Raw genomic sequence first — 18002 nt, forward strand, 5'->3', positions numbered from 1 at the left:
CTCACCCTTTCAATTTTTCTTGATAATTCTCTAGACTAGCCTGTCCTCCCAATTGGCGTTGTCCTTGAGCGGCGACAGCTAAATCCGTTTGAGCCTTAAGCCACTCAGCCATTGCATGTGGCTGGCGGTGGTCAAAAATGGCTTCCTTCAGGAGCATACCAGGATGGTGACTGGTGTTGTCAAAGGCAGCGATAAGCAAATTAGATTCAAAGGCCGTACGAATGGCCGCCATCATTTCCGAACCATGATTAATATCGAGATAAATATCACAGGTCTGGAAAAGCCCCTTGATTTGATTCGCACCTGCATTAGGATAAAGGTGGACTTGGTCACGATCCCCATATTGCATCAGCCGCTGGGACATTTCCGTTAGTGCGGCGATGTGGAACTGGTAGTCAGGTAAGTTTTCTAAGAGTGCGTCTAACCCTTCCAGATTATCAGAATTGGTCAAGACCAGGATTTCCTTCCGATTCCCATTTTCTCTCAGACTCGGATAAAGATAACCCAAGGCCTCCACTTTTTCTTTTTCTTCCTCCGTTAAAAATTGCTCTAAGGCTTGATAAACACCTTCTTTTTGCACTAAGACCCGAGTTTGGCGTGGGGCCTTACCGCTCAGGAGCAATTTCATATTACCGGGAACGTGATCATGAATGTCCTCCTGCCAGAAGAGAATATCTTGTCCTGGACCTCCCAAATAATAGGCCAAAAGGAAGGGCATTCCTAAAGAATTGTACCAAATCTGGCTCAAATCCAAACCTGAATGACGCAGGTAGAACAGATAGAAATCCACTTTCTTGGCAAAGTAATGCGTTTGTCCTTGCCAATCTAACAGAAGATCCCCTGTCACCAAATTTTCCGACAAGTAGGGACGCCCCTCGGCATCAACATAATGCTTATGGGTCACCTGCTGCTCTTGGTTGAAATAAGTCTTGGCAAAAATCCGACCAAAGCGATTGTAGTGGTCCGTCACCATGACTTGTCCCTGCTCATTTAACCACTCAACCGATTTGACCAAGCGTAGGTGCTTAGGATCGTGGTAGAAAATGGTCGCCTTTTTCTGACTATAATTCCAAATCTCCCCTTGCTGATTGGTTCCCGTAATTTGCCAATATTTTGGAACTGGAACTTCATTAAAATAAAGAGGGGCTATTTCCTCCTCAAATTGGCCTGAGAAGAATTCAAAAGGGGACGTAAAGCCATCCGGCAAGAAACCATCATCCTGCAAGACAACACCTGACCCTTCAAAGCCGGATGTCCGGAGGGAATACTCCAAATCCAACCCTTCCTGGGTCAAACGATCATATATTTTAAGCATGACCAACCTCCTCTACAAATGCGGCCCAAAGTTGGGCCAAGTGCTCATGCAAGAAGGGTTCAGCCTTCTGATAGGAAGCTTCTTGTGCCTCTTCAGTCCGATTCGCTTGGTAGTAAGTTCGAATTTTGTCCGAAAAAGCTTGGGTCATATAAGCTGGATCATCAGCTTCCGGACGTGGAATCAGATAACCATTCTTCCCATCATCCACAAAGGTTTGGTTGCCATAAGGTACATCCAACCCAATCAAGGGCAATCCAGAACCGACGGCTTCCATCAGCGTCAGACCAAACCCTTCACTAGTCGAGGCAGTGAGGTAAACTTGGTAATTCTTGTAGATTTCGGCCAATTGTTGGTGCCCTTTGAGTTGGATATAGGCTTCGGCATCCTCAGCCTCAATCATCTCCGTTAACTTGCGTCGCTCCCCTCCTTCACCATAAATATCAAAGGTCAGCTCTGGTAGGGTCTTTCGGGCTTCTATAACCGCGTTCACTAACCAGTCAATGTGCTTTTCACTGGCTAAGCGGGAACTAGTCATCAGACTATAGGGTTTACGTGCCTGATCCGGCCTCCGGAGCTGGTCCAAACTTCCCACCGGGATGGCATAAATTCGCGGTTGGTGCTTGGTATAAGTCTTGAATTGCTGATCCAGGACCTCTTTTTGTTTTTCCGTAGAAGTAATAAAGGCATCGACCAAATGGGCATTGGTAAACTGATATTCATAATAATTATTCCAGAGCACATTGTAGTCATCGGTTCCCTTGGCATTGTAATGCTCAGCATGAATCACAACAGCTAATTTGGCGGATCCTTTATGGGCGAAAACGGCTTGCCCAATACCAGTCGCCCGGTCCAAGAGCAGAATGTCCTGGCTAGTCAAGTTCAACTTTTCTAGCATATAGGCAACCAAGGCTTCCTTACCATTCAAAATACGATCTGGGAATCGGAAGGTGCTCTTCTGATTATAAAGGACTTCTTCATAGGCCAAACTGCCGTCCTCATTAAAAAAATGGCGTTGGTAAAGTTGGGGTTTATCATTGACCGGGGCATAAAATTCTGTGAAAACCTTGGTATAGCTGTAATAATCCTTGCGAATGAGTTTCCCTTTGACCACATACTCCACTCGTTGGACATAGGCTTCCTCCGGTCCGCAGAGACTGGCATTGATATAAAAATCCTCCGAAAAATGATAACGAACCAACTTGACCCCGACTTCCGTCCGTTGAACGGGTGCAGCAAAGCTTGCTTCCAACTGTCTGCGGCTGTAGCTTGTCGGCGCTATCTTCAAATCGGTAAAGAAAGAATAGAGCCAGATAATCTCCTCATCTTTAAAACCAATATTGGAGGTAAAATGCTGGAGATTTTCTGTTTGGAATAAATCTGTAAAAATAAACTTAGCCGGCAATTGCAATTCCCGGAAGATTTCCGCTCGATAGGACTGGGCATATTCTACACCGCTACTCGCCCAACCGATCCCTAAATTAATACTATATACTGTCATCGCATCCTCGCTTAAACATAGTAAATGGTATAGCCCTTTTCCCGATCAGCCTCGATGGTACTCAACATCACATTGCGAACAATGCTTCTCTTAACCCTTTGGACCATCTGATTATATGATTCCAAAGATTCACGGAAGTACTCGGAAGTGGTATCTCTTTGAGCTACCTGACGCATCGGCACAAAATTCTTCAATTGCTGCAGCGTATCAACCTGCTCAATCCAGGCTTCGTCAATGGCCCTAAGAACAGATAAGCGCATGAATTCCTCCATCTTTTCGTCGGTTTCCAAGTATTCTTCCTTTTTCTCCAATTCCATTTTATAGAGGGTCCAAAGGTAATCCAAAACTTGTTGCCGATTGGAGACATCGATAGACTGGCCCAAGGGCTGGTTTTGGTAACTATAGTTTTCCAAAACATACCGCCGCAATTCTTGTTTGGTTAACTGCGGATGCTCCTTTAAGAACTCTTCCATGACCTCTACAAAGATGGCATCCATCTTATCCATTAAATCGATTTTATGATAAATCAAGTCATCCCGGAGCTGGTAAATTTTCTGCCGTTGAATCCGTAAACTTTCATCAAACTTAATGGTCGATTGCCGGGCACTCATGGCATTGTCCTCACTCTTTTCTTGCGCGTGGGTGATTGCCCGTCTGAAACGCCCTGCTGTTAGGGGTTGGCCAAAATTGGAACGGTTGCTGTGATTGTTCTTTTCAAAAGATTTGGTAACAGACTTGCCTCCATATTGAATAAGGAGTTCATCTTCTAAGCAGACAAAGAATTGACTCAAGCCAGGGTCTCCCTGGCGACCTGCCCGACCACGAAGCTGCCAGTCAATCCGGTTGTTTGCCATCCTCTCGGTCCCGACAACCGCTAGTCCTCCTAATTCAGCTACTCCTTCTCCCAGCTTGATATCTGTACCACGACCCGCTAAGGAAGTCGCCACTGTCACCGCCCCCAGTTGCCCTGCTTCTTTAATGATCTGTGCTTCCTTAGCCACGTTCTTAGCGGTTAGAACACTGTGCGGGATTCCCTCCTGCAGCAACATCCGGGAATAGATTTCCGCAATATCTACTGTTCCAGAAATCAAAAGCACAGGTTGTTGACGCTGATGTAATTCCCTCACATATTCGAGGGTAGCCTGCAGTTTTTCGGGCAAGGTGACATAAATCTTATCTGGATAATCGATGCGCTGGATCGGTGAGTTGGTGGGGATCACCACCACCGGAACCTTGTAAGTCGAAATTAACTCATCCTCAGCAATCTTTCCAGTTCCCGTCATTCCCGAGATGCGTGGAAACATGTTGAAAAGACTTTGATAGGTTACCGATGCAACAGAACGGGAATCCTTACTGATAGGAACACCTTCCTTGGTTTCAAGGGCTTGGTGAATACCAGACTGTAACCGCGTCCCTTCCAGGACACGACCTGTCCGGTTGTCTAGCAGTTTGACCTCTTCATCTGCAACGACATAATCGACATCCTTTTTATAAAGATGGTGAGCCCGTAAGGCCAGATTGATGTGCCGATTAAGCTCAAAGTAGGCATCCCCGTAGAGATTTGGAACATCGAAATATTCTTGTGCATAATCCATGCCATCCCTTGTTAGAAAGACAGCCTTGTCTTCTTTGAGGTGTCGATATTCCTTTTCCTCTTCCAGGGTCAAGACAAACTGATTGGCCACATGGTACAGATTGGATTGCACGCGCGGTGATCCTGAAATAATTAGGGGTGTCTGAGCCGCATCCAACAAGACCGCGTCCGCTTCGTCGACAATCACATAATGGAAGGGACGTAAGAACTTATCCTGCTCGGCTGCGGCTAAGTTATCTGCTAAATAATCAAAGCCCAAGGCTGTACTGGTTGTGTAGGTAATATCCGCGGCATAAACAGCCCGCTTTTCCTCCACATCACTATCGTCATCTTCATTGAAGACGCCGACCCCCACAGTCAAGCCCATAAATTCAAAGACAGGAGCCATTTCTTCTGCGTCCCGACGAGCTAAATAGTCATTGGTGGTCACCAGAATGGCTCCCTTGCCTTCCAAGGCATTCAAATACAGGGGCATGGTCGCCGTCAGGGTCTTTCCTTCCCCTGTCTTCATTTCAGCAATGTAGCCTTGATGCAGGGCTACTCCCCCCATAACCTGCACGTCGAAGGGGAACATGCCCAAAACCCGCCGATTGGCTTCACGTAGAGCCGCAAATGCCTCCACCAACAAGTCATCCAAACTTTCCCCATCCTCCAAGCGGTCACGAAACTTTTGCGTCAGTCCAGCCAATTCATCATCGGTCAAGCCCGCCATTTCTTCCGCCATATCATTGATGCGTCCGACAATTCGCCGAATCCCAGCCAATTTCAAGTTGTTTAATAACGATTTTCTTTCTTTCATGTCATTCACTTATCACATGGTTTTTAATAATTTTTGAACCAATCGTAAATCATCTGGAATCTGATCAGGTAGGAACCGCTTTTCAAGCGGTTTGTCCAGCTTAAAGGGCTTGTGCTCCTCCATGGAATAGATAGATATTCCCTTAAACAAGAGCTGGCTGGCTCCTGCACTCTTAAGGGTGAGGACATAGGTAAAAGCTTCCTCAGGATAACGGATTTCTCCCTGATTTCGACGCAGTATGTCAAATCCAATCTGTTCACCCTGCCTGTTAAAATAGCTTACTTCCAGAAAATAACGTCCCTCAGGCACTGCCTCAATCTCAAGATCCAACCAATAGTTGTTTCCAGGGACCAACAAAGGTAGGGCTGGAGAGGTCCGCTTACCTTGATAGTTGGTTGTAGAATGAAAGCGACTAATCAACTTTCCAGAAGCCATCCGTTGGTTTTCAAATAAGGCTCCCTGATCAGTAAAGGTCAAGCGGGTTCCATAGAGATAGGCATCCCCACTATAAACCTGATCCCAAGTAATTCGGTGTATCAAGTGTTTGGTCATCCATACTTCCTTCCATAACCGTCTTCTAATAATTGAACATACTGCCTCTTAAACCACTTATTGATGGCCCGACTATTATCATTGTGCCGACCCTCATAACCCTTGGCATAAATATGCGCCTTTTTATCCGATAATGCCTCAATCAACCTAGCCGTGGCCTGGCCGTCATAGTCATCATTTTCCATATAGGCAATCGCAAATGTCGTCTGGTCAAAAGAGGATTGGTTAAACTTGTCCCAAAAGCGCTGATTCAATTGCTGGATACTTTCTTCATCTGTGCCACCCGTTACATTCCGAAGCACATCTGCACTGGTCTCAAATTCATCCGGTCGCTTCAACTTCATCGCTGCCACCGTATCCCCAACATTGGTGAAGGGTTTCCCAATCACCACCGCATAGGGGTCAAAATCTGCCGCATAATAAAGAGCTCCAAAGGTTCCCATGGAAAGACCAGATAAGATTAAATCCGACTTGTCGAAACCGAGGTAATCCAAAGACTCCTGAATAACCTCCACAACCTTAGCTTCCAATTCAGGACTACCAATATAAAAGCCACCACCTTCTAAGCGAGGATCACCAATCAACATAAACGGTCTCTTGAGGGATTTCATAATCCCATAGCCCTCAAAGCCTTCAGCAGGCCGGAATCCTGAAAAATAGACATTCATTGGTGGCTTCATATCTCCAGGATTGAAATAATAAATAAACTCCTGTTTTTTCTCATCGCTGTAGCGCTTTCCACCTAGAACAAAACGCCCCATTCCAATTCGGGAATAACGCCAGTGAAGAGGCCCAAAGCCCAATTCACCTTGACCCTTAGCCCAAACAGAGACCGTATAAAAACCAATTTCCTCATTCCGTGGAAGAACGTAGGGCTCTTTCAATTGCTCTTCCGTTAATACTGTCGGTTCCATAAACCTATAGAGGCTCCCTTTTTGCATCGGAGTAAGCTCCAATTGAATTTCAGGATTCCCGGAGACTTTAAAGTGCTCCAACCAAATTTCCAAGGCAACCGGAAAAGTTCCCAAATTGTAACGAAAAGTTAAGAGTGGTCTAAAGTCTTGGCCAAAATCTCCTTTTAGATGGACAGCTACATGTCCATCATAAAAAACGTCTCCCTGAAAATCCTGGTTGATGTCAATATCGGGAAGTTTTAGTTTAGCTCCATACTGACTTTCAAAATGAGTTAACTGTAGGAAGTCCATCTTGGCCTTGGAGTCTCCTTCTACATCCAGTTCACGTAGGATTTTCCGGCGGAACATCCCGTATGGTTCACCAGCCTCTAGTTTAATCCCCTTGTCCACATAAAGACCATAGGGCTCAACCATGTTCACCAAGGGTTCTAAATCCTTTTCAGCCAGCCCTTCGGTAATGAGAATCACATCAAACCGTAATCGAAGCTTGGGCTGAGGTTGACCTTCTTCAGGAACAGGTAACTTGGCCCGTTCTGTTTCCGTCAAGACCTCTATAAAATCAGAAATTTCTTGCGTCGGCGTCCAATACCAGTCGAGGTCCTCCGGTACTTGTTCCAAGCTCTCAGCCCAGGACTGAGAGCCAATTTGTAATACTTTCATAGCTACTGATCCTTATTCAAGAGTTGCTGCCACTGGGCGAGAATCCGACCACTGGTGTAGTCAGCCATTTTTTGGACCGTGTAAACCAAAGAACGATTCCAATTGGCCAATCCTTCCAGATAATAGCGAAGGGCCATTTCTAAATCTGCTTCAGGACTCAAGACCCAGCCATTTTTCTCATGGCTGACAAAGTCTGTTTCTACACGGTTAATCTGAGGTACACCGGCTGAGATACTCGCAATTTGCGTATACAGATCTGGTTCTGTCCCCAGATCCAGTAGTAGCCGTGTGGAATCCAGGGCAGTGATGATTTCAGTTTCATTGGTGAAGAGATGAAAGGTAACTCGAGATAATTCCATAAGCTCATCCTCTTCAAGTTGGTTTTCATTTCCTGTATCCACAACTTGGAAGAAATGATCTGGGTCATACTTTTCGTGGATGTGGCTGGTTATCCAGTCTTCCCAGTTCTTAAAATTCAGATTGCGGTCAAAGGAGACCATGAATAGGTTCACATCCTCATGCCGATCCATAAATTCCAAGAGTGTTCCCAGAATTTCACGGATCTCCGAAGAGTCCAAGTTGTCAATGTAGAAATAAATCACTTGTTCTTTCAACATCTGACTGTGACCCAGTCGTAACCGGGTGTCATAGGGGGATACCCGCAGGAGCTCTTTTTCTTGCTGTCCGGCAGCTTGCATGAGCTGGCGCAGTTCTTCTTCTTGTTTTTTCTGATCTACAACCAACAAATTCGCTTGCTTCAACAAACGTTGGCTGGATTCGGTCAGATCCAAAGGATAGCGCTCCCCAAAGAATGAAAAGACCTTCTTCTGATTGAGAAAGACGTCCAGCAGGAGGTCATTGTGCTGCTCATGGCTAGCCACAACCAAGGTATCTTCCGGTTGCATCTCCTGCTGATGCAACAAAAGTAAGCGCTCCCGTAATAGATCCGGCCAATCACCATAATAGCGCTGCTGGAAACTGTGATCAGCATCGGAATTGACTTCGATACGACCTAATTGGTGGGGCTTCAAGTGTTCCCGCACCTGCCAAATCCCACTCTCATTGAGATAATCCTGGTGCAACTCTCGCCCCTGTTCATCAAAGTAGAGAATAGAGGAAAGAAAACCCCGATCATCAAAGAGATATTGCTTCCGAATACGTCCATCCTCTATGAATTCAATGTAGAAGAGATTCCCATCTTGGGCAAAATGGATAGTGGCTAGGTCCTTCTTTTCTTGTCTTGCCAGTACAGCAAAAGGACTATAGAGAAACTGCACATTCTCGGGCCAATTCAAGTCCTTAAAGTTAAGCGGATGTACATCCAAACTAGAGATATTTTGGATATCATCAAAAAACGACCAATAAGGTGTTTGCAGCAAGCCCTGCTTATGCAGATCATATCGAAACTGGGGCTGGTAGTTGAGAACCATTAATCGAACTTCTTCTTCCGCCTGATGGAACATCTTCATTTGATTGATCGTGTCATCAAACGTCATCCGCTCCAAAATCCGAAACCAGAGCTGGGTGTTATGGTACCACGGGCGACTTTGATTGTACCAAGAGGGTACGAAATAAAACATGAGCGACTCCTGTCTACTAATACTCATTGAATTTCAAAATCTGATACTCATTGCATTTCAAAACCTGAATGTGTTAATCCTCTTCGCCGAACCCTAGTTCTGCCTTCATCGGATTGCCTGTTCAGATTTCGAACTGTTTCGAGTATGACTTTGTCAAGCCTCTTTGATGAACTTCTTGATTGCGTGCCTTGCACGCTTCATTGACAACGTTCAATAGGTCTCCCAGACCTGTTGAACGATCATCATCAGCTGTCCTCTTCATTTTTTTTGAAATTCCGCGAGTATTCTGTTTTTGAAATGAGTTAAGTATAAATGACATTTTTATACTGCTTCCAACCTTGAATCGTGTTGACCTGTTCGATCACCCCTAGCAAAAGACTGGATACGATATAAGCATTATTTATCAAAAGGGCAATGCTAACACTACCGTCTGGAGCCCCTTGAGCAACCAAGAAAATCAGTGGCAAGCCCCCGATGAGCATAACCGTTAAAGCCCCAAATTGAGCGAGACTATTGACTTTACGCTGGACAAAATCTTTTGTGTCCTTACCTGGTCGAACTCCTTCAATATAATCCCCGTTGTTACGCATATTTTTGGCAATATCATAGGAATCATAATTGTAGTAGGCAAATCCGATGGATAGGACATAAAGAAGCGTGATATAAAATAGCGCTCCACTTAATTGAGTCAAACTTAAACCAGAGGCTACTTCTTTTAAGGTCTCATTCTCAGGATAAAAATACCGCAAACCGTTTAAAAGATAAGCAGGTAACATCATCAAAGTCATCCCATACATAAAAGGCATAGCTCCTGCAGGCGTAACCCGAATCGGCAAGTAACTCTTCTGGTTATAGGGAGTATGAATCCCCACACGCTTAATAGGAATCCGGTACTCTCCCCGATAGAGGATAACTGTCAGTAGAACCAGCAAGGTATAGGCAACTACAAACAAGGCGATCTGCCCCAATAAATCCATCGTAAAACCAGACTGCTCCGAAATGAAGCCAACACCATTTTCAATAAAGGATAAGATCATATTGACCAAGATCATAATCGTCATCCCGCCCAAACCACGAGACGCATTCATATTCCCTAACCATGTCAGGACCACCGATCCTGAGGCCAGGATTAGCATGGTAAAGAAGAGAGCAATCCCTTCACCTCTAATACCGAATAAATCCATCTCAATCAAGTTGGCGGATGCCGTCAAACCAAAAGCCTGAATCGCAGCAATCACCAAAGTCAACATCATTCGATAGCGGTAAACTTGAACTTGAGTTTGATTTTTAAATAGATTGAAAACCGTGAAGAAACGCCAGATAATAACAGTGGTCATCCAAGGACTCAGTCCCAGTGAAAATAGCGTTATGCTGCTGATACGAGCCCCTGTCACTGTTGCTAAATTGTTCAAGAGGTTACTATTGACAAAATTCTGAACCAATTTTTGATTCACTGCAGCTGTTGGAACAGGTAAAAACCGTCCAATTATATAGACCATTACAATCACCAAGGTCCAGCCAATTTTTCGAAGCAATAAACTACTCGTCCATTTTTTTCTAATATTAAACATGGTAGATTCCGTTCTTGATTTTCCTTTAGATAAGAGTATATCATGCCCTCTAAGATATTTGTAGAGTTAGGGATAAATAAGTAAGAGGCTGGGAACAGGCCCCAGCCTCTCTTACCTTACGTTCTTTATCAGTGATTAACGAGCGCTGACGAATCATTAGACTTTCTGCAAAACGGTGATGGAACTTGAGATTCATCGGAGTTATAGTCTTTTAGTTTATCTTTTATTACTGTGTTAGCTCGTCTTGCCGTACTTCAGTACTGTCTGCGACTCGCTGCCTTGTACTAAAAGCAAACTAAAAGACTATAGTTAGCGAATTCAATGTGACGCAGTGGTTGATTGGTACTTTCGTTCGCCTTTATTGAGAGAACCGTTCATGTTCTCTTATCCAGATACTCAAAGAGTCAATTCCTGACTCTTTGACCTCCGAAAATAACCGAATCAACATTGACATGAACTTCGTTCCTTTCATTTAGAAACTCTAAAGACATTCAACATGCCTTTAGACCGGGGGTGGGTACTAACAGTCTGGGAAGAGACTGTTAGTACTTGAGCCCTAAATATGGAAAGCGAAAACAGTCTGGGAAGAGACTGTTTGAACCCGAGCCTAACAATAAAAGAGCGAGGTCGGTTTGGGGAGAAACCGTTTCAGCTTACAACTTGAAACAAAGACTTGTAACGAACGATTTTATTTGTAAAATCGTTCTGTCTCACTCGCCTTAGCAAAAATATTCAAACGGTCTCCCAGATCTGTTGAACTCTCTACATCGTCTTTCTTCGTCATTTTTTTGACATTCCGCGAGTATTCTAATTTTGAAATTAGTTAAGTATTAGGACCATTTTTCAAGGATCTTTAATAGATTGACGCACTTCTTGTATTCCTGCATATGACCGGCTTCTAATAGCACATCTCGATGCAGTTGCAGACGCCATCGGTAGGCCCTCAATTCCTCCTGAATATCAAACCCAATCATGGAAAGAATGGTCACGCGCTCCTGAATGCTTTTCAAGGGGAAAACGTGGACGGCATCCACCGTTCTGGTGACAGAAGTCGACCGCTTGCGATGATAATAAATGGCCGCATGACTGTAGACAATCTTTTCTGCCAACAAGTACAACTGCCAGGTTGTGTAATCATCTTCCACTTTTTCATTTTCAGGATAGGAAATATCTTCAAACAACTCCGCTTTATAAAGCTTGGACCACGGAACTGTAAAGCTTTGACTAAAACCAAAGCGTCCATCGTATTGGTAGCGGAACCATTCAGCTGGAGTATAGGTCTCACGGAAATAATCCTCTGCCTGTAGGTGGAAGCGAAAAGCACTTTGACTGTCATCAAACTCGGTAAAATTAGCGATGGAGATATCCGCATCCGCCTCTTTAAGCGCTCGATAAAGAAACTCGATATGGGTTTCTTCCAACCAGTCATCATTATCCACAAAGAGAACATAGCTCCCTGTCATTAAAGGAAGGGCTGTGTTACGAGCAGCCCCCACACCACCACCGCCGAGTTTTTTGTGGATGACCCGCACGCGATCATCCTTGGCCCGATATTGCTCACAGACTAGGGCTGATCCATCGGTTGAGCCATCATTGATGAGCAGGATTTCTAAGTTGCTATAGGTTTGATGGACGATACTGTCCAAACACGGGACCAAATAGGGTCCTGCATTAAAAACTGGAACAATAACCGTTACCTTTTCCATCTAGCCCTCCTTTCGATGATGACGGATCAAATCTAACTTATTGGAAATTTGCTGAAAGAGCTCGACCTGCCCAGAATAGAGCGCATCCGCCTGGCATTTTTCCAAGCGTTTCACATAAGATTCCAGATGCTCCGTCACATCATAGCCTAGTGCGACCAACAATGCCAACCGTTCTTCCGCAATCGAAATCATACTGGTAATATCCTCCTGCATCCCATTACGCGACAATCCGGCTGGACTCTGAGAGTAATAATAAAGAGGCTGGTTGATAAAGCTAATCCGTTGCGCCTTGAGATAAACCTTGTAAATGGTCGCATCGTCCTCTCGCAAACGGCCAACTGGATACTGCAAACCATCCCAAAGACTCCGCTTAAACAACTTCATGGGTGAGAAAGTGAAGACCAGGTGCAAATTATTGGCCCCACTACTCTCCTTGCGCAACCATTCCTGAACGGTATAGGCTTCTTCAAAATACATTTCCGATGTAATGGAAAAAAGAAAAGCCTGGCGTTCTTCATTAAAGGACGTAAAGTTACAGATCGAAATCTCTGAGTCATTTTTAACCAAGGACCGGTATAAGAGTTCCAAATAAGTGTCCTCGACAAAATCGTCAGAATCGATAAAGGTCACGTATTCTCCCTGAGCCACCTGAAGTCCTCGATTCCTAGCAGCCGAAGGCCCCTGGTTTTCTTGGTGAATCAAGCGCACCCGTGAATCCTGAGTCACATAATCCTGGCAGATAAGAGCACTGCCATCTGTAGACCCGTCATTGACCAAGATTACTTCGAAATGACGATAGGTCTGTTTCAAAATCGAATCCATACAGCGGCGGAGATAAGAAGATACATTATAGACTGGAATGATGATGGAAATCAACCCTTCCTGTGTATCTTTCTCAACCGTTTGTTCTTGCATAAGCCCTTCTTTCTTCCTCTCTAATCCGATGCGAGCCACAACTTGGCTAGCATAGACACCATCTTCTTCTAGTTCAATCCCCTCATCATAATTAAATTCTGCTGTGTGTTTATGCCCTAGCTTGACCTTGTGCTGAACCCCCATTTGAAACCATTCATATTCTGAGTCAATATGGCCCAAATCAATAGCCTGGTGCCCTCGCTCTTGAAGATCGCGGGCCAACACTTTTGCGGTTGGTCCCAGCATCAACAAAATCAAGCGATTTTCCGCATGAGCCAGGATTGTCTCAAGAATCGACTCATAGTGACGAAAGGCATGACGGGAGGGGCAGATAATCCGCTGTAGGGAAGCAGCACCTGCAAAGAGATCGTTACCGGCTCCGGAACGGGACATTTCCCCTTCCACGATTAACAAGTCTCGTCCTTTCCAAAGGTCCTTTAAGGCTGCAAAGGAGGCAGCCGCTTGGCCTTTATCCAACAAATCAATATAAGGACGGGAGATAAAGGTCGATCCATACCAGGGAGATTGGCAATGCTCCTCATAAAATGCCTGGTAGCGATTAAAATGTTGCTTCCAGAAGTGAACCGCGTTCTGATTGTAACGCTCTCTGTTGTCGAAGACATCCGGCAAACAGACCAACAAGTCCGGTCCTGAGGGCGTCTCGAGAATCTCCAGCAGGGCCTGTGCCAAATCCGGATCATACTCCTGATAAGGAATACTGGAACCTGTCATTAAATCCACTTCCCCATCTCCAAAACGAGCGACAGAGGGATTGTGCGCTTGAATAAACTCCAGGCTCTCCAAAATGGGACGAACACGAATATCTTGCAGTGCGACCATTAGAGACCTCCTTTGTTTAGAGCTTGGAAAACCGACTCGGTCAAGAGGCGACGACTGAAGTAACCTTGACGGAGTAGAGGATTAAAGCTTCGTACCCGCTCCACCATGGTTTGATACTCTGCCTCATTCATAGCCTCAATCTTGGCCACAGCCTCATCCATGGACTCAACCACAAAACCAAGACCGTTCGCCTCAATTATTTCCTGATTGGCAATCCCCTTTTGCACAATAACTGGAATTCCTGCTGCTAAAAAGGTCCCCAATTTATAAGGGCAGTATAGAGTTTGATACTCTTTATCATGGTCATCCATCCAAACCAGGCCGAAGCCCCCCTCTGATAATTCCATCAAAAGACGAGTATCTGGCAGATAGCCACGATGGTTGACCGTAGGCGGCAGGTCCACCTGTTTCCATGTGTAGAGATGTAAAGGCAGCTCATAGGACCAGTCCTTAACAAAACTAAAACGGTCCGGTGATCCCGGAAAATGTATTTCCTTCTTAAAAGAAGCTTCCGCCTGAGGGACATCGGTCGGGTGATCCCACATTCCCTGAACCAACGTTTTTTCCACCGTAAGCCCTACTTCTCGCAGAACCGTCAACATCCTCTGACTTGGCGCTACAATAACATCCGCCTTGTTGTAATACTCAATTGTTCGGTCCATAAGATAGTAATTTCCCGCAAACATCAGCGGGACCACATCATGAATAAAGATCACAATTTTAATGTGATAGGCCTTGAGTTTATTCATCAAGCGTACATCAAAATCCGTCGTATTCCACGTTGGCGTTTGAAAGATGACCACATCCCCGTGCCGAAGACCTGCCACAATTCCATCCAAACGCTTGGACAATTCCACCTCAGTATCGGCATGCATATTGTAGGCATAAATCCCTAGCTCTCGATAACCCAAGCTCGTGGCAATGTCCGTTACCATATTTTGGGCAATCTGGGCCGTACTTTGCGCCGCTTGCCCATTCAGGTTTGTAATATAAACTCTCATTTATTGTATTTTTCCAATAGTTTTAAGGTAAACTCTAAATTCTTATAGGCCTGCATCTGACCGGAACGAATCCTATCGTCACGATTGAGTTGCGCCCGCCATTTAAAAGCGGCTATTTCCTGCGACAGGTCGAAACCCAGAATGGATAAAAGGGCAAGTCGCTCCAAGACCGGTTCTTCGGAAAAGACCTCTACACGCTCACTCATCTGGGTCATGCTGGTCGCATTGACACGGTAGATGAGGCTAGAACGGTGCATGTAGGCAATTTTGTCACTCATGAGGTAAAGCTTCCATGTTGTCCGATCGTCCTCACCAAAACCACCTGTATAATAAGTGACAGTCTCAAACAAGGAGCGCTTGTAAAGCTTGCCCCAAGGCACTGTGAAACAAAGGCTCAAATTGTGGGGTTGGCCATACTGGTAGCGAAACCATTCCTCTGGTGTCAATTCCATCTCATAGTAATCCGCATCCGTAATGTGGATTTCGTAACGCTGATCGTCCATGTAGAATCGCGTAAAATTGGCGATGGAGATGTCGGCTCCCGTCCGCTCTAAGAGTTCTACCAAATCTTCGATGTGATTGGGATCCATCCAATCATCGGCATCGATAAAGACGACATAGTCCCCTCTTGCCATATCCAAGGCTGTGTTTCGCGCAGCCCCTATCCCTTCCTTGTGAGATTTATGGAAAACCTTAACACGGGAATCCTGCAACTTCAACTGCTCAATCAGCAGACCAGATGAATCGGTAGACCCGTCATTAATCAGAATGATTTCCAAATCTTGATACGATTGGTTCAAGACACTGTCGACACACTCCCGAAGATACTGTTCAGCGTTATAAACCGGTATCAACACACTAACAGTTCGCATCGACTTCTCTCACTTTCCCTGGGCAATAAAAGCCTTAATTTCTTCTGGTGACAAGGATGAATCACAGACCACCCGAACCTGCTTGTCCTTGGCTACGAGGAGACCAGGCACAGTAACAATCTGATACTGAGCGCGAAAGGCTTGAAGGGCTCCCAAATCTTCCGGATTCTCGCTATCCAAAAAAGCCATTTCTAAGCCTAACTCCGCTTGAACCTGAGCCAACTTGGGCGCAAATAACCGAGAGTAAGGACACGTAGCCCGACCAACAAAAAGAACCAGCTCTTCGCCCGATTCGATCCGCTCCTCAACATCCTTTGTGAGCACCAATTCAAAAGGTGCAATTGCTTGATAAAAATCCATGGTATCTCCTTTATAACTAAACGCTAACTCTAAACCTCTACCCAGAAATACTCCTTTACAGGAACCTGAGAAGGTCTAATATACTCTTTTAGTTTATCTTTTATTACTGTGTTAGCTCGTCTTGCCGTACTTTAGTACTGCCTGCGCCTCGCTGCCTTGTACTAAAAGCAAACTAAAAGACTATAACTCTCATACTCAATACTATTCAAAATCTGAAAGCTTTTTCTCGCTTCAACAAGCCCTTTGTTTTGCTTACAATGGGTCACTTCTTCAATTTCGAATCATTTCGAGTACAACTTCTTTTGTTCTATTTTAATGGATGAACCTCTAAAATTCAAGGCAGGGACTCTCTTCTAAGAAAAAACACAGAGGTCCTCCCCTGTGTTTCCTACGAGCTTTCATAGTCCAGATTGACCTGGCAAAAGGTAAAATTAATCGAGGATCAACATGGATTTGATAGACTTCCGTTGATCCATGTCTTGGTAAGCCTGATCAATCTCTTCCAAGGCATAGGAAGTTGTAAAGACTTTACCAGGATTAATGTCACCATCCAAGACAGCTTTCAAAAGAACTTGTTTATCATAAGTAGTAACCGATGCGGAACCACCACCGATGGTGATATTCTGCGCAAAGGTTGATCCCAAAGCATGGTTATTATAATGCGGCACACCGACAAAACCGATACGACCACCATTGTGAAGCACTCCCAAGGCTTGATCAATAGAAGCCTCTGTCCCCACACACTCCAACGCAGCATCCGCTCCACCTCCAAGAATTTCACGGACTTTAGCAATTCCTTCTTGCCCACGTTCGGCTACGACAGCAGTCGCTCCAAACTCAAGAGCTAAGGCTTGACGATCCGCATGTCGGCTCATCATGATAATTTGGGAAGCTCCCCGCATCTTCGCTGCAATAACCGCACACTGCCCAACAGCTCCATCACCAATAACAACAACCTTATCACCAGGCTTCACATCTGCCACACGCGCCGCATGGTATCCTGTCGGCATGACGTCCGCCAAACTCAACAAGGACTTCAGCATTCCTTCAGAGTAATCCGATGGCTGACCTGGAATTTTAATCAAGGCCCAGTTGGCAAAGTGGAAACGAATGTACTCCGCTTGAACTCCACCAGACCAGTTATTGCCGATGTGGTTATCACAGGTTCCATCAAAACCTGCCCGACAAGCATCACATTCTCCACACCCATGAGTAAAGGGAGCAATGACAAAGTCACCTGGTTTGACTGTTGTAATGTCGGAACCAACTTCTTCCACAATCCCAATCGCCTCATGACCAGAATTCATAGCTCCAGACTCCATATTTTCATCGCGATAACGCCAGAGGTCTGAACCACAGACGCAAGTCCGAACAATCCGAATGATCGCATCTTGACTATCTTGAATCTGAGGACGGTCTACCTCAACAAGGCCAACCTGTCCAGGTTTTTGATAAACTGCTGTTTTCATCTAACTTTACCTCCAATGCAACCTATTATACCACTTTTTCCATCTGTGTCTTTCTAAAAAATGACTACTGTTCTAAATACTGGTATTGCCCCTTGTATTTTTCAAACAACTCGCCACTTAAAAACACCGACCTCAAAAGCAGCGGATTCCTAGACATCCTTCAGCTCATCACTCCATACAAACAAAGTGTGAGAAACCAGTTTGTTCCTTTTATATTCTTTTAGTACAAGGCAGCGAGCCGTAGATAGCTCAAAATCTCCTTCAGAGATTTTTCTACCATTTGTCAACCATTTTTCTAAAAATAGGACAATTTATTTGGCAGATTGATGCCTGCTGAGCCTAGTTGTGAAGCAAAG

Annotated in this window: 13 protein-coding genes; all 13 read right to left on the reverse strand. The window is 45.0% G+C overall.

The window, feature by feature from the left end:
* Window position 1 precedes the first annotated feature (1 nt).
* Window positions 2–1315 carry an accessory Sec system glycosylation chaperone GtfB gene (gtfB, locus tag I2503_RS01630; RefSeq protein ID WP_196091838.1) on the reverse strand — a complete coding sequence of 438 codons (1314 nt, stop codon included), beginning with the start codon at window positions 1313–1315 and terminating at the stop codon, window positions 2–4.
* The gene (gene gtfA, locus I2503_RS01635; protein ID WP_196966807.1) at window positions 1308–2813 is read right to left on the reverse strand and encodes an accessory Sec system glycosyltransferase GtfA; all 1506 of its coding nucleotides are present in this window, start codon (window positions 2811–2813) and stop codon (window positions 1308–1310) included. The genes gtfB and gtfA overlap by 8 nt, the downstream gene beginning before the upstream one ends.
* Window positions 2814–2824: 11 nt before the next feature.
* Window positions 2825–5206 carry an accessory Sec system translocase SecA2 gene (secA2, locus tag I2503_RS01640; RefSeq protein WP_196966808.1) on the reverse strand — a complete coding sequence of 794 codons (2382 nt, stop codon included), beginning with the start codon at window positions 5204–5206 and terminating at the stop codon, window positions 2825–2827.
* 12 nt (window positions 5207–5218) lie between these two features.
* A complete protein-coding gene (gene asp3 / locus I2503_RS01645) occupies window positions 5219–5758 on the reverse strand; it encodes an accessory Sec system protein Asp3 (RefSeq protein ID WP_196091835.1) in 540 nt (179 codons plus the stop codon).
* Window positions 5755–7332 (reverse strand): accessory Sec system protein Asp2, encoded by a 1578-nt coding sequence (asp2, locus tag I2503_RS01650; RefSeq protein ID WP_196966809.1) that lies wholly within the window; start codon window positions 7330–7332, stop codon window positions 5755–5757. Before asp2 ends, asp3 begins: the two co-directional genes overlap by 4 nt.
* Before the next feature lie 2 nt (window positions 7333–7334).
* Window positions 7335–8912, reverse strand: a complete 1578-nt coding sequence (gene asp1, locus I2503_RS01655) for an accessory Sec system protein Asp1 (RefSeq protein WP_196966810.1) — start codon at window positions 8910–8912, stop codon at window positions 7335–7337.
* Between the two features lie 302 nt (window positions 8913–9214).
* Window positions 9215–10483: an accessory Sec system protein translocase subunit SecY2 gene (secY2, locus tag I2503_RS01660; protein WP_196966811.1), complete on the reverse strand. Its 1269-nt coding sequence runs from the start codon at window positions 10481–10483 to the stop codon at window positions 9215–9217.
* Window positions 10484–11313: 830 nt separating this feature from the next.
* Complete coding sequence (locus tag I2503_RS01665; RefSeq protein ID WP_196966812.1) at window positions 11314–12189, reverse strand: glycosyltransferase family 2 protein; 876 nt, start codon at window positions 12187–12189, stop codon at window positions 11314–11316.
* On the reverse strand, window positions 12190–13944 hold the full coding sequence (locus I2503_RS01670; protein WP_196966813.1) for an SP_1767 family glycosyltransferase: 1755 nt from the start codon (window positions 13942–13944) through the stop codon (window positions 12190–12192).
* The gene (locus I2503_RS01675) at window positions 13944–14945 is read right to left on the reverse strand and encodes a sugar transferase (protein WP_196091829.1); all 1002 of its coding nucleotides are present in this window, start codon (window positions 14943–14945) and stop codon (window positions 13944–13946) included. Before I2503_RS01675 ends, I2503_RS01670 begins: the two co-directional genes overlap by 1 nt.
* Window positions 14942–15817, reverse strand: coding sequence for a glycosyltransferase family 2 protein (locus tag I2503_RS01680; protein ID WP_196091828.1), 876 nt, complete (start codon window positions 15815–15817; stop codon window positions 14942–14944). Before I2503_RS01680 ends, I2503_RS01675 begins: the two co-directional genes overlap by 4 nt.
* A gap of 9 nt (window positions 15818–15826) precedes the next feature.
* Window positions 15827–16177, reverse strand: a complete 351-nt coding sequence (locus I2503_RS01685; protein ID WP_196966814.1) for a thioredoxin family protein — start codon at window positions 16175–16177, stop codon at window positions 15827–15829.
* A 431-nt stretch (window positions 16178–16608) separates the two neighbouring features.
* Window positions 16609–17646 carry an alcohol dehydrogenase catalytic domain-containing protein gene (locus I2503_RS01690; RefSeq protein ID WP_196091826.1) on the reverse strand — a complete coding sequence of 346 codons (1038 nt, stop codon included), beginning with the start codon at window positions 17644–17646 and terminating at the stop codon, window positions 16609–16611.
* Between the last annotated feature and the right edge of the window lie 356 nt (window positions 17647–18002).

The sequence above is a fragment of the Streptococcus sp. NLN64 genome, assembly GCF_015831295.1.
GTDB lineage: Bacteria > Bacillota > Bacilli > Lactobacillales > Streptococcaceae > Streptococcus.

What these genes read in the sequence shown, in the direction of transcription:
- asp3 (WP_196091835.1), bottom strand. Translation starts at nt 5,758, where the DNA reads ATGACCAAACACTTGATACACCGAATTACTTGGGATCAGGTTTATAGT.
- gtfB (WP_196091838.1), bottom strand. Translation starts at nt 1,315, where the DNA reads ATGCTTAAAATATATGATCGTTTGACCCAGGAAGGGTTGGATTTGGAG.
- asp2 (WP_196966809.1), bottom strand. Translation starts at nt 7,332, where the DNA reads ATGAAAGTATTACAAATTGGCTCTCAGTCCTGGGCTGAGAGCTTGGAA.
- I2503_RS01680 (WP_196091828.1), bottom strand. Translation starts at nt 15,817, where the DNA reads ATGCGAACTGTTAGTGTGTTGATACCGGTTTATAACGCTGAACAGTAT.
- secA2 (WP_196966808.1), bottom strand. Translation starts at nt 5,206, where the DNA reads ATGAAAGAAAGAAAATCGTTATTAAACAACTTGAAATTGGCTGGGATT.
- I2503_RS01665 (WP_196966812.1), bottom strand. Translation starts at nt 12,189, where the DNA reads ATGGAAAAGGTAACGGTTATTGTTCCAGTTTTTAATGCAGGACCCTAT.
- asp1 (WP_196966810.1), bottom strand. Translation starts at nt 8,912, where the DNA reads ATGTTTTATTTCGTACCCTCTTGGTACAATCAAAGTCGCCCGTGGTAC.
- gtfA (WP_196966807.1), bottom strand. Translation starts at nt 2,813, where the DNA reads ATGACAGTATATAGTATTAATTTAGGGATCGGTTGGGCGAGTAGCGGT.
- secY2 (WP_196966811.1), bottom strand. Translation starts at nt 10,483, where the DNA reads ATGTTTAATATTAGAAAAAAATGGACGAGTAGTTTATTGCTTCGAAAA.
- I2503_RS01685 (WP_196966814.1), bottom strand. Translation starts at nt 16,177, where the DNA reads ATGGATTTTTATCAAGCAATTGCACCTTTTGAATTGGTGCTCACAAAG.
- I2503_RS01670 (WP_196966813.1), bottom strand. Translation starts at nt 13,944, where the DNA reads ATGGTCGCACTGCAAGATATTCGTGTTCGTCCCATTTTGGAGAGCCTG.
- I2503_RS01675 (WP_196091829.1), bottom strand. Translation starts at nt 14,945, where the DNA reads ATGAGAGTTTATATTACAAACCTGAATGGGCAAGCGGCGCAAAGTACG.
- I2503_RS01690 (WP_196091826.1), bottom strand. Translation starts at nt 17,646, where the DNA reads ATGAAAACAGCAGTTTATCAAAAACCTGGACAGGTTGGCCTTGTTGAG.